This is a genomic window from Pseudomonas sp. B392_1p, assembly GCF_052245235.1.
In the GTDB taxonomy this organism is placed as follows: Bacteria; Pseudomonadota; Gammaproteobacteria; order Pseudomonadales; family Pseudomonadaceae; genus Serpens; species Serpens gallinarum.
In genome coordinates, this window is the sequence record NZ_JBQPXM010000007.1 from 90,641 (window position 1) to 102,749 (window position 12,109).

Below are 12,109 nucleotides of genomic sequence, written 5' to 3' on the forward strand. Positions count from 1 at the left end.
GCCGTCACGCCGGTAGGGGCGAATTCAAAAGCGTTCCACTTCGTCACCGTCCAACTCAACCAGGCCATAACACCACACCGCGGCTACCCCTCGGGCCTAAGCACTCTGCGCACCTCGCATAAAAGCGTTCGCTATCGAACCAGTGCAGGGCTTGCGCAACCGACGGATGCAGAATCCAGCTCTGCGCATTTTTCGCTGAGCCAGCCTTAACTGACCCGTTCATGGGGTATGGCCGCAGCACGTTGTGCCGCACTCGCATCAGTCGCCACCACGTGCCGAAAGTCTTGGGCCAGATGGGTTGCCGCCTGGCCATTGCCCGCTCCGCAATCCCACGAGAGACCATGCTGCCCGCATTGTCGGCTCAGCCACTTGAACAACTAGCCGGGATAGGTGGGCTGATGCTCAAGGTAGTCTTGGGTCACATTCTTGAAATGATCAACAAACACCTTGGGCATCATGCTGTCTCCCTATTGTCCCAGGCCGGTTAGCGTGGCGATGTTACTGAGTTTTCCAAGGTGGGAGATGAACAGACCTGATAGCGATAGTTCAACGTGTCGGCCCTCAATGGGTGATTACTGTAACTGCGGCCCGGATACAGGCTGCGTCCAGCAGGAGGCTCGTCCATGGCCCACTTTTCGCTGACGTCGCGCCTGAGCCTACTGTTCACACTGGCGGTGTGCGGCGTTCTGGTCGCGTCTGGGTTCGTGTTCGATCAATTCAGCCAACGCCATTTCGACAGGTTCGACCAGTACGTGCTGGAGGAGAAACTCAATGGCGCCGAAACTCTATTACTGGGGCTTGGCGATCTGCATCAATTGCAGGTGGTGCAACCCGAGCTGCAGTCTCTAATGGGCGGACACCGTGACTTGTCCGCGCTGATTTTCGATGCCGATGGGCGCGTTCTGTTCAGCGAACCCGAACAGGTCGCAATTCCGCTGAATTACCCGCAATGGCAGCGGCGAGGGACCGCCGAATGGTCGCACAACGCGAAAACCTGGCGTGGTCTGCAGCGCCAGATCACACGCGACGGGCAACAGCTCAACGTGTTGCTGATGCTGGATGTCACTGAGCATCGCGCGTTTCTTCGTTCTCTGAGCGGCTGGTTATGGGCTGCCCTGCTCCTGGTCATACCCGGCAGCGTGCTGCTGGGATGGACCATAGCGAGCAGAGGGCTGCGCCCGGTTCACGAGCTGAGCCAGACGGCAATTTCGGCCTCGGCACAATCACCCGTGGTGTGCCTCTCCACCCAGCAAATACCTGCCGAGCTGTTGCCGCTGGCCTTGGCGTTCAATGCCGTCCTAGCCCGTCAGGCACGCATAATCGACGACATCCCAGCCAAGGCCAACCCTGACTCAATCCTCTCGCATCGCGAGCCTGTCGAGCTGCGTGAGTTATGCGCTAGTGTGCTGGATTTTTATGAAGTACCCGCCAAAGGGCGTGGCATCCACTTTGAACTAGATGGCACAGGCATGCTGCAAGGCGATGCTCTGATGCTGCGTCAGGCCTTGTCGAACCTGCTGGCGAACACACTGCGCGACACGCCGGACGGCGCAACGATATCGCTGGAAATTGCACAGGACGAACACTGCCTATTCCTGACACTGGCCAACCCAGGTATTTCCTTGCAACCAGAGCCACGGCAGCCGGTGAGCGAACCTGGTGGCTGCGTATACCACGTTCGGGGCGTTGACCGAGGAGGGGCCTTCACCCATTCCATCATCGAAGCGCACCAGGGAAGCATCAGCTACAGCACCGTTAATGGCGAGAAGTCACTTGCATTGGTGTTTCGCATCTAGGCCGCCCTTATCCTCTACGCATCTGCATAGGATGCTGTCAGCGCGCTCGTAGGGTGGCGTGGAGCGCAGCGATACCTATCATCGAGCCTTGCTCGAATCGAGTGTCCATGCCCCTTTAGCTGAAAGCGTTGAGGCCTAACAAGCGATAGGCGGTAAAGAAAGATTGCAACTTGTGATGGCATAATGGCACTACGAAGCAACCATCCTTTACCTGCTACGAGTTCCTTATGGGCACAGAAATATGCTACTCGGTCATTCTGGAACACAGCCAGGGAGTGCTGCTCGAAAACGCGACGACCGAGCAACTGGAGGCGTTTTGGGATGCCAACGACACGCGCTACTTCGGACTACGCCTGGAAAACGAGAACAGCACACATGCTCAGGTGATCGTTACGGATGTAATGCCCGAGGAAGAAGAAGACCTCTAACCTCCATATGTAAAGTGCCTGCGCAGGGTAACGTTTCGTCCGCCCCCAACAGCTTCTCCAATGAAAAAAGGCCGCATAGCGGCCTTTTTTCATCAGTACGACAGGTTTACTCAGCCAGACGCCAGGTCGTGCCACCCTTGCCATCTTCCAAGACCACACCCATCGCCGTGAGCTGGTCGCGAATACGGTCGGATTCGGCCCAATTCTTCTCCGCGCGCGCTTGCAGGCGCGCAGCGATCAGGGCATCCACTTCGGCCGCATCGACCTTGCCAGCGGCACCGGCCTGCAGGAAAGCCTCAGGCTCGAGTTGCAGCACGCCGAGTACGGCAGCCAACTCTTTCAGGCGTGCAGCCAGCGCGGCAGCGGATTGCACATCCGTGTCACGCAAGCGGTTGACCTCGCGGATCATCTCGAACAGTACCGAACAGGCTTCCGGTGAGTTGAAGTCATCGTCCATGGCCGCGGCAAAGCGCTCCATGAATGCTTCGCCACCGGCGGGTGCCGCTTCAGGCAAGCCTTTCAGACCGTTATAGAAACGCTCCAGGGCGCCCTTGGCTTCCTTGAGGCTGTCTTCGGAGTAGTTGATCGGGCTGCGGTAGTGGCTGGCCACCAGCAGGTAGCGCACCACTTCCGGGTGGTACTTCTCCAGCACTTCACGGATGGTGAAGAAGTTGCCCAGGGATTTGGACATCTTCTCGCCGTCCACGCGCACCGCGCCGGCGTGCATCCAGGCATTGGCGTACAACTTGCCGGTGGCCGCCTCGCTCTGCGCGATTTCGTTTTCATGGTGCGGGAACACCAGGTCCGGGCCGCCGCCATGAATGTCGAAGGTTTCACCCAGGCAGCAGGTGGACATCACCGAGCACTCGATATGCCAGCCGGGACGACCGGCACCCCAGGGCGACTGCCAGCTCGGCTCGCCGGGCTTGACGCCCTTCCACAACACGAAGTCCAGCGGGTCTTCCTTGGCCTCGTCGACCTCGATGCGCGCACCGATCTTCAGGTCTTCGATCTTCTTGCGCGACAGCTTGCCGTAGCCGGCGAATTTGCCGACCCGGTAATACACGTCGCCATTGCCCGGCGCGTAAGCGTAGCCCTTGTCGATCAAGGTCTGGATCATCGCGAACATGCCGTCGATGTGCTGCGTGGCACGCGGCTCGATGTCCGGGCGCAGCACGCTGAGGCGCGCCTCGTCCTCATGCATGGCGGCAATCATGCGTTCGACCAGCGCTTCGAACGGCTCGCCGTTCTCCTGGGCGCGGCGGATGATCTTGTCATCGATGTCGGTGATATTGCGCACATAGGTGACGTCGTAACCCCGGTGACGCAGCCAGCGCGTCACCACGTCGAACGCCACCATCACCCGCGCATGGCCGATGTGGCAGAAGTCATACACCGTCATGCCGCACACGTACATGCGCACCTGGTTGTCGACCAGGGGCGTGAAGACGTCCTTGGTCTTGCTCAGGGTGTTGTAGATCGACAACGCCATGGATCAGGCTCCCCAGGAGTCGCGCAGCGTGACGGTGCGGTTGAACACCAGCGCACCCGGCGCGGAATCCTGACTGTCGACGCAGAAGTAGCCCTCGCGCTCGAACTGGAAGCGCTCTTCGGCCACGGCATTGGCCAACGAGGGTTCGGCGCGGCAGCCTGTGAGTACGACCAGGGAATTAGGATTGATGTTGTCCAGGAAGTTGCCGCCGCCCTCTTCGCTTTTTTCCGGGTTCGGCGAGCGGAACAGGCGATCGTACAAGCGCACTTCGCACTCAACGCTTTCGGCGGCCGGCACCCAATGGATCACACCCTTGACCTTGCGGCCTTCCGGATTCTTGCCCAGGGTGTTCTCGTCGTAGGAGCAGCGCAGCTCGACGATATTGCCCTCGGCGTCCTTGATCGCTTCGTCGGCGCGGATCACGTAGCTGCCGCGCAGGCGCACTTCGCCGCCTGGGATCAGGCGCTTGAAGCCGGCCGGCGGTACTTCCTCGAAGTCGCTGGCATCAATGTAGATTTCGCGGGAGAACGGCAGCACGCGCACGCCCATGTCCTGCTTGGGATGGCGCGGCAACTCGAGGTTTTCCACCTGCCCTTCCGGGTAGTTGGTGATCACGACCTTGAGCGGCTTGAGCACGCACATGGCGCGCCCTGCGTTGGCGTCCAGGTCTTCGCGCAGGGCGAATTCCAGCATGCCGATGTCCACCAGGCCGCCCGCGCGGTTGACACCGATCATGTCGCAGAAATTGCGGATCGAGGCCGGGGTATAGCCACGGCGGCGGAAGCCGGACAACGTAGACATGCGCGGATCATTCCAGCCGGCGACATGCTGCTCGTCCACCAACTGCTTGAGCTTGCGCTTGCTGGTAATGGTGTAGTTCAGGTTGAGGCGAGCAAATTCATACTGGCGCGGCGTGGCCGGCACCGGCAGGTTGTCCAGGAACCACTCGTACAGCGGACGATGGTCCTCGAACTCCAGGGTGCAGATCGAGTGGGTGATCCCTTCGATGGCATCCGACTGACCGTGGGTAAAGTCGTAGCTCGGGTAGATGCACCATTTGTCACCGGTCTGGTGATGGTGGGCGTGACGAATGCGATAGAGGATCGGGTCGCGCATGTTCATGTTCGGCGAGGCCATGTCGATCTTCGCCCGCAGGGCGCGCGCGCCATCGGGGAACTCGCCGGCTTTCATGCGCGCAAACAGATCCAGGTTCTCCTCAACGCTGCGCTCGCGGAACGGGCTGTTCTTGCCGGGTTCGGTCAGGCTTCCGCGATACTCGCGCGCCTCATCCGGTGACAGGTCGCAGACATAGGCCTTGCCGGTGTTGATCAGGTGCACGGCCCAGTCATACAACTGGTCGAAATAGTCGGACGCGTAGTGCTCTTCGCCGGCCCACTGGAAACCCAGCCACTGCACATCGGCCTTAATGGCATCGATGTATTCCTGGTCTTCCTTGGCCGGGTTGGTGTCATCGAAACGCAGGTTGCACTGCCCGCCGAACTCTTCGGCCAGGCCGAAGTTCAGACAGATCGACTTGGCATGGCCGATGTGCAGGTAGCCGTTGGGCTCCGGCGGGAAGCGGGTAATGATTTTCGCGTGCTTGCCACTGTCCAGGTCGGCCTGAACGATGGGGCGGAGGAAATTCGCGGCGGCGGCGGGAGTCTCGGGCTTGCTCATGGGATCCTTGGACAGACAGTGCGCGGCTCAGGGTAGGCCGGGCAAAACAAAGGCCGTATCATAGCCCAAGCTGTCAAGCACCTGACAGACCTACTAATCCGCTACAGAGAGCCTTGTCATGATCAAGCTGCACACCAACCACGGCACCATCACCCTGCAACTGTTCGCCGACAAGGCCCCGGAAACCGTGGCCAACTTCATTCAGTATGTAAAAGACGGCCATTACGACAACACCGTCTTTCATCGGGTCATCAGCAATTTCATGATCCAGGGCGGCGGCTTCGAGCCGGGCATGAAGCAGAAATCCACCCGTGCCACCATCAAGAACGAGGCCAATAACGGCCTGTCCAACAAGAAATACACTGTCGCCATGGCCCGCACCATGGAGCCGCACTCGGCCTCCGCGCAGTTCTTCATCAACGTCAAGGACAACGATTTCCTCGACCACACCGCGCCGACCATGCAGGGCTGGGGCTACGCGGTCTTCGCTGAAGTGACCGAAGGTCAGGACGTTGTGGATGCGATCAAGGGCGTGGCCACCACCTCCAAGGCCGGCCACCAGGACGTGCCGGTGGAAGACGTGGTGATCGAGAAGGCGGAAGTCATCGAGTAAGACGATGATCCTGCTGATCTCCGATCTGCACCTCGAAGAACAACGCCCGGACATCACCCGGGCGTTTCTGCGTTTTTTGCGCGAACGCGCCGTGCAGGCCGAGGCCCTGTACATCCTTGGCGACTTTTTCGAGGTCTGGATCGGCGATGACGGCATGTCGCCCTTTCAGCACGACATCGCCGTAGCCCTGCGCCAGCTGAGCGAGACGGGCACACGCATCTTCCTGATGCATGGCAATCGCGACTTCCTCATCGGCCAGGCGTTTTGCCGCGAGGCTGGCTGCACCTTGCTGAACGACCCCTGCGTGGTGGAGCTGGAAGGCGAACGGGTCCTGCTGATGCACGGCGACAGCCTGTGCACCGCCGACCAGGCCTACATGCGCATGCGTCGCTTGCTGCGCAACCCGCTGTCGCTGTTCATCCTGCGTCATTTGCCTCTGGCAAAGCGGCAGCAATTGGCGCGCAAGCTGCGCAATGAAAGCCGCACCCAGACGCGCATGAAGGCAGAGGCAATCACTGACGTCACCCCGACCGAAGTGGAGCGGGTGATGGCCGAACATCGCGTACACACCCTGATCCACGGCCACACCCACCGTCCGGCCGTGCATGAGCTGACCGTCAACGGCCAGCCGGTGCAACGCATCGTGTTGGGCGATTGGGACACCCAGGGCTGGGCCTTGCAGATAGACGAACAGGGTTTGGAGCAGGCGCCGTTTGCGTTGGAAGCAGAAGCGTAGCCATTGATGGTTATCGCTTCGCTCCACCCATCCTACGCAGCGTAGGATGGCACGCCGCTGTGGAAGCGGAATTCCGTGTCCGGGCTTTCGATCAACTCGCGCTCCAGCTCGCGAAAGCGCAGGACCGACGCATCCACATCCGCTTGCTCACCGAAGGCGTAGGCGAACTTCAGGTAGTTCTGGAAATGCCGCGCTTCGGACTGCAGCAGCCCCGCATAGAACTTGCCCAATTCCTCATCCAGGTGCGGCACCAGCGCCTCGAAACGTTCGCAGCTGCGCGCCTCGATATACGCGCCGACGACCAGGGTATCGACCATCTTGTGCGGTTCGGACGTGCGCACGCCTTTGCGCAACGCCGAGGCATAGCGGCTCGCCGACACGGGGCGCAGATTAATCTTGCGCTTCTTGATCAGGCGCAGAACCTGCTCGTGGTGTACCAGCTCCTCGCGGGCCAGGCGCGACATGTAATTGACCAGGTCCAGCCGGTCGTTGTAGCGGGCGATCAGGCTCAACGCCGTCGAAGCGGCCTTGAATTCGCAGTTCTTGTGATCGAGCAGGAGGACCTCCTGCTCCGTCAACGCGACGCTCACCCAGGCTTCGGGCGTGCGGCAGCCCAGAAAGTCGTGAATTTCCGGCAAACTCACGCCAGCCTCCCGGAATCCGCAAGGAAACGAGCCCGCAAAGGGGATAGAGCGACAGATAACAGCATGAGTCTCGGCTCGGTTGCAGAAAACGGGGCATTATACGAGTGCCGGCCCGTGATAACAGGCCTGCGCACTTGATATGAGTCAACGCGATTTATCGCACCCCGACTAAAGTGGAAGCTAATCAATTCCCGGTTTGAAGGAGCACACCTATGCAAGCGATCCGCCGCATTCTGGTCATCGTCCAGCCCGAGCTGCCTGAGGCGCTTGCCCTCAAACGTGCCAAGTTGATCGCCGGCGTCACACAATCGCAGCTTCACCTGCTCATTTGTGCGGAGGGCAAACAGGACCATTCCGCCCTGTTGGCAGAGCTGGGCGAGCAGCTAAAGGCTGAAGGCTACAGCGTCAGCACCCAGCAATACTGGAAGGAAAATCCGCACCAGACCGTCATCGCCGTGCAGCAAGCCGAGGGTTGCGCACTGGTGATCAAGGAACATCAGCGCGACAGCCTGCTGAAAAAAGCCTTTCTGACGCCCGAGGACTGGAAGCTGCTCCGCTATTGCCCCTGCCCGGTGCTGATGGTGAAAACCGAAAAGCCCTGGAGTGGACGTCCCGTATTGGCCGCCGTCGATGTGGGCAACTCCGACAACGAACATCGCACGTTGCACAGCGGCATTGTCAGCCACGGCTTCGACATCGCCAGCCTGACCCAGGGCGAACTGTATGTCCTGAGCGCCCACCCCTCGCCAATGCTCTCCGCCGCCGATCCGACCTTCCAACTCAAGGAAACCATCGAGGCACGCTACCGGGAAGCCTGTAAGCAATTCCAGAAAGATTTCGAAATCGCTGACGATCACTTGTATGTCAAGGAAGGCCCGGCTGACGTACTGATTCCGAAAACCGCCCACAAGCTCGATGCCGCTGTGACCGTGATCGGCACCGTGGCGCGCACCGGGCTGTCTGGCGCGCTGATGGGCAACACCGCCGAAGTGGTGCTGGATTCACTGGAAAGCGACGTACTGGTGCTCAAGCCGAATGACATCATCGCGCACCTCGAAGAACTGCTCAGCAACCGCTAAAACGCCAACCAAAAAAGCCGCTCTTATGGAGCGGCTTTTTGTAACGCCAGGCGTACCCGTCGCAGGACGGTTCACTTACGTCACAGAACCTCACGCCCTTTAGCGACCATGATTTGCTGGTAATGCGCTTCAGATAGGGCAAAAAATTCATTATCGATGGCATCGCGCACGTCGACCAGGCTCCAGTCACTAAACTCCGGCAACAACGCCAGGCCATAGGCATCCAGGCGATTGATCAGGCGTGCGCCACGTGCGATTAATTGATACGCCCAGCAATAGGGCGATTGCTCGGCCACGAAGCGAATCTGGCGTTGTTCCAGTTGCTGGCGCAGACGCGCCGCATCCAGGACTTGCAGCTTGCTGCGCATCACATGAACCAGCAACGTCTCCAGGCGCAGCATGATTTCGTGCTTGCGCTCATCGTCATAGCCATTCCACTCCACCACTTCGTGGAGAAAGCGCTTGCAACCACGGCACACCAGATCCCCATAGACGGTGGAGCAACGACCGATGCACGGAGTCTTGATGGGCGTTTTGGACATGACGAAACGAGCTGGAAAGTCGAACAGGGCGGCATCTTAGCCCTTTGTCTAACCCCGGTCACCCCGCCTGCCCCATGCGTGCGGGCTTAACTTCGGACGTAATCTCCATTAGAATCCACCCGCCTTTTTAGGCGCCAACGTCCGAGCGAAGCTGTTTTCAAAGCGTCACGAGCACAGTTGAGAATCCGAACGGGACGAAGTGGCGCAGACACTGCCCAGTGCCGGTAGCCCTACCCCTCGTCCCAATCGGCGTAAAACTTTGAAAACAGCTTCTTGAGGGGGAATTTTCGCAGTCATGGCGAAGCCGCCCATAACGCGGCAGAGCGCATGGCGCGACGATTCTCAGGAAAAGTGTCCCGCCCTCGATGGGACCACTGATGAGGTAATAACTGTGCTTGAAGCTTACCGCAAACACGTAGCAGAGCGTGCCGCCCAGGGTATCGTGCCCCAGCCGCTAAACGCCGAACAAACCGCAGGCCTGATCGAGCTGCTGAAGAACCCACCGGCCGGCGAAGAAGCTTTCCTGGTCGACCTGATCACCAACCGTGTTCCCGCGGGCGTTGACGAAGCCGCCTACGTCAAGGCCGGTTTCCTTTCCGCTATCGCCAAGGGCGAAGCCTCCTCTCCGCTGATCAACAAGCAACGCGCCGTTGAACTGCTGGGCACCATGCAGGGCGGCTACAACATCGCCACTTTGGTCGAGCTGCTGGACGATGCCGAGCTGTCCGCCGTGACCGCGGAGCAACTCAAGCACACCCTGCTGATGTTCGACGCCTTCCACGACGTCGCCGAAAAAGCCAAGGCCGGCAATGCCAACGCCAAGGCCGTGCTGCAGTCCTGGGCTGACGGCGAGTGGTTCCAGAAGCGCCCGGCGCTGGCTGAAAAGATCACCCTGTCCGTCTTCAAGGTCACCGGCGAAACCAACACCGACGACCTGTCCCCGGCTCCGGATGCCTGGTCGCGCCCGGACATCCCGCTGCACGCCCTGGCCATGCTGAAGATGGCCCGCGACGGCATCAACCCGGACGTTCCCGGCTCGGTCGGTCCGATCAAGCAGATGGAGGCACTGAAGGCCAAGGGCTTCCCGGTTGCCTACGTCGGTGACGTGGTCGGTACCGGTTCGTCCCGCAAGTCTGCCACCAACTCCGTGCTGTGGTTCTTCGGCGACGACATCCCGAACGTGCCGAACAAGCGCGCAGGTGGCTTCTGCTTCGGCACCAAGATCGCCCCGATCTTCTATAACACCATGGAAGACGCCGGCGCTCTGCCGATCGAGTTCGATTGCTCCAACCTGGCCATGGGCGACGTCATCGACGTGTACCCCTACAAGGGCGAAGTGCGCCGCCACGGCAGCGACGAGCTGGTCACCACCTTCGAACTGAAGACCGACGTGCTGCTGGACGAAGTCCGCGCTGGCGGTCGTATCCCGCTGATCATCGGTCGCGGCCTGACCGACAAGGCTCGCGCCGAACTGGGCCTCGGCCCGGCCAACCTGTTCAAACTGCCGGTCGCTCCGGCTGACAGCGGCAAGGGTTTCACCCTGGCCCAGAAGATGGTTGGTCGCGCCTGCGGTTTGCCGGAAGGCAAGGGCGTACGTCCGGGCACTTATTGCGAACCGAAGATGACCACTGTCGGTTCCCAGGACACCACCGGACCGATGACCCGCGACGAGCTGAAAGACCTGGCGTGCCTGGGCTTCTCCGCTGACCTGGTGATGCAGTCCTTCTGCCACACCGCCGCCTATCCGAAGCCGATCGACGTCACCACCCACCACACCCTGCCGGACTTCATCAAGAACCGTGGCGGCGTGTCGCTGCGTCCCGGCGACGGCATCATCCACAGCTGGCTGAACCGCATGCTGCTGCCCGACACCGTCGGCACCGGTGGCGACTCGCACACCCGCTTCCCGATGGGCATCTCCTTCCCGGCCGGTTCCGGTCTGGTGGCCTTCGCCGCCGCCACCGGCGTCATGCCGCTGGACATGCCGGAATCCGTACTGGTGCGTTTCAAGGGCGAAATGCAACCGGGCATCACCCTGCGTGACTTGGTCCATGCCATCCCCTACTACGCCATTCAGGAAGGCATGCTGACGGTCGAGAAGAAGGGCAAGAAGAACATCTTCTCCGGCCGCATCCTGGAAATCGAAGGCCTGAACAACCTGACCGTTGAACAAGCCTTCGAACTGTCCGACGCCTCCGCCGAGCGTTCGGCTGCCGGTTGCACCATCAAGCTGCCGGAAGAGGCCATCGCCGAGTACCTGAAGTCCAACATCACCCTGCTGCGCTGGATGATCAGCGAAGGCTACGGCGATGCCCGTACCCTGGAGCGCCGCGCCCAGGCGATGGAAGCCTGGCTGGCCAAGCCGCAGCTGCTGGAAGCCGACCAGGACGCCGAATACGCTGCCGTGATCGAAATCGATCTGGCCGACGTGAAGGAGCCGGTTCTCTGCGCCCCGAACGATCCGGACGACGCCCGTCTGCTCTCCAGCGTTGCTGGCGAGAAGATCGACGAAGTGTTCATCGGTTCGTGCATGACCAACATCGGTCACTTCCGCGCCGCCGGCAAGCTGCTGGAGAAGGTCAAGGGCGGCATTCCGACCCGTCTGTGGCTGGCTCCGCCAACCAAGATGGATGCTCACCAGTTGACCGAAGAAGGCTACTACGGCATCTACGGCAAGGCTGGCGCGCGCATGGAAATGCCGGGCTGCTCGCTGTGCATGGGTAACCAGGCACGTGTCCAGACCGGTTCAACCGTGGTGTCCACCTCGACCCGTAACTTCCCGAACCGCCTGGGTGATGCGACTAACGTGTACCTGGCGTCTGCCGAGCTGGCTGCGGTCTCCTCGATCATCGGCAAGCTGCCGACTGTCGAAGAGTACATGGCCTACGCCAAGGACATCGACAGCATGGCTGCCGATGTCTACCGCTACCTGAGCTTCGACCAGATCGCCGAGTTCCGCGAAGCCGCTGCGAGCGCCCAGATCCCGGTCGTTCAAGCCTAAGCGTCATCGGTAAACGAAAAGCCCCGCCTTGTGCGGGGCTTTTTCGTTTCCGGCACGTCTGGTCATTTTGTCGGGAGCATCTGGCGCCTTCGCTTGTCATT

The 12,109-nt window shown here is 60.6% G+C and carries 10 protein-coding genes; 6 read left to right on the plus strand and 4 right to left on the minus strand.

Annotated features, from left to right (window positions below):
- Window positions 1–623 precede the first annotated feature (623 nt).
- Complete coding sequence (locus tag ACTV8E_RS11875) at window positions 624–1,796, plus strand: ATP-binding protein (protein WP_443199636.1); 1,173 nt, start codon at window positions 624–626, stop codon at window positions 1,794–1,796.
- A 227-nt stretch (window positions 1,797–2,023) separates the two neighbouring features.
- A complete protein-coding gene (locus ACTV8E_RS11880) occupies window positions 2,024–2,224 on the plus strand; it encodes a hypothetical protein (protein WP_443199637.1) in 201 nt (66 codons plus the stop codon).
- A 106-nt stretch (window positions 2,225–2,330) separates the two neighbouring features.
- Here ACTV8E_RS11880 and cysS read toward each other — a convergent pair whose 3' ends face one another.
- Together cysS and ACTV8E_RS11890 are read right to left on the minus strand one after the other, a co-directional pair.
- Entirely contained in the window at window positions 2,331–3,716 is a 1,386-nt protein-coding gene (gene cysS, locus ACTV8E_RS11885; protein WP_273538802.1) for a cysteine--tRNA ligase, read from the minus strand.
- A gap of 3 nt (window positions 3,717–3,719) precedes the next feature.
- Window positions 3,720–5,393, minus strand: coding sequence for a glutamine--tRNA ligase/YqeY domain fusion protein (locus ACTV8E_RS11890; RefSeq protein WP_443199638.1), 1,674 nt, complete (start codon window positions 5,391–5,393; stop codon window positions 3,720–3,722).
- Window positions 5,394–5,511: 118 nt separating this feature from the next.
- On the opposite strand from ACTV8E_RS11890, the gene ACTV8E_RS11895 reads away from it, so the two are divergent.
- Window positions 5,512–6,006, plus strand: a complete 495-nt coding sequence (locus ACTV8E_RS11895; RefSeq protein ID WP_273538799.1) for a peptidylprolyl isomerase — start codon at window positions 5,512–5,514, stop codon at window positions 6,004–6,006.
- A 4-nt stretch (window positions 6,007–6,010) separates the two neighbouring features.
- Window positions 6,011–6,742 (plus strand): UDP-2,3-diacylglucosamine diphosphatase, encoded by a 732-nt coding sequence (gene lpxH, locus ACTV8E_RS11900; protein WP_443199639.1) that lies wholly within the window; start codon window positions 6,011–6,013, stop codon window positions 6,740–6,742.
- A gap of 32 nt (window positions 6,743–6,774) precedes the next feature.
- Here the strand turns inward: lpxH and ACTV8E_RS11905 are convergent, their stop codons facing one another.
- Window positions 6,775–7,386 (minus strand): tRNA-(ms[2]io[6]A)-hydroxylase, encoded by a 612-nt coding sequence (locus tag ACTV8E_RS11905; RefSeq protein ID WP_443199640.1) that lies wholly within the window; start codon window positions 7,384–7,386, stop codon window positions 6,775–6,777.
- A gap of 212 nt (window positions 7,387–7,598) precedes the next feature.
- Between ACTV8E_RS11905 and ACTV8E_RS11910 the strand changes: the two genes are divergently transcribed.
- Window positions 7,599–8,465, plus strand: a complete 867-nt coding sequence (locus ACTV8E_RS11910) for a universal stress protein (protein WP_273538795.1) — start codon at window positions 7,599–7,601, stop codon at window positions 8,463–8,465.
- Between the two features lie 80 nt (window positions 8,466–8,545).
- Here ACTV8E_RS11910 and ACTV8E_RS11915 read toward each other — a convergent pair whose 3' ends face one another.
- Complete coding sequence (locus ACTV8E_RS11915; protein WP_443199641.1) at window positions 8,546–9,007, minus strand: DUF1289 domain-containing protein; 462 nt, start codon at window positions 9,005–9,007, stop codon at window positions 8,546–8,548.
- 391 nt (window positions 9,008–9,398) lie between these two features.
- Here ACTV8E_RS11915 and acnB point away from each other — a divergent pair, with 391 nt between their 5' ends.
- Window positions 9,399–12,008: a bifunctional aconitate hydratase 2/2-methylisocitrate dehydratase gene (gene acnB / locus ACTV8E_RS11920; RefSeq protein WP_443199642.1), complete on the plus strand. Its 2,610-nt coding sequence runs from the start codon at window positions 9,399–9,401 to the stop codon at window positions 12,006–12,008.
- The last annotated feature ends 101 nt before the right edge of the window (window positions 12,009–12,109 follow it).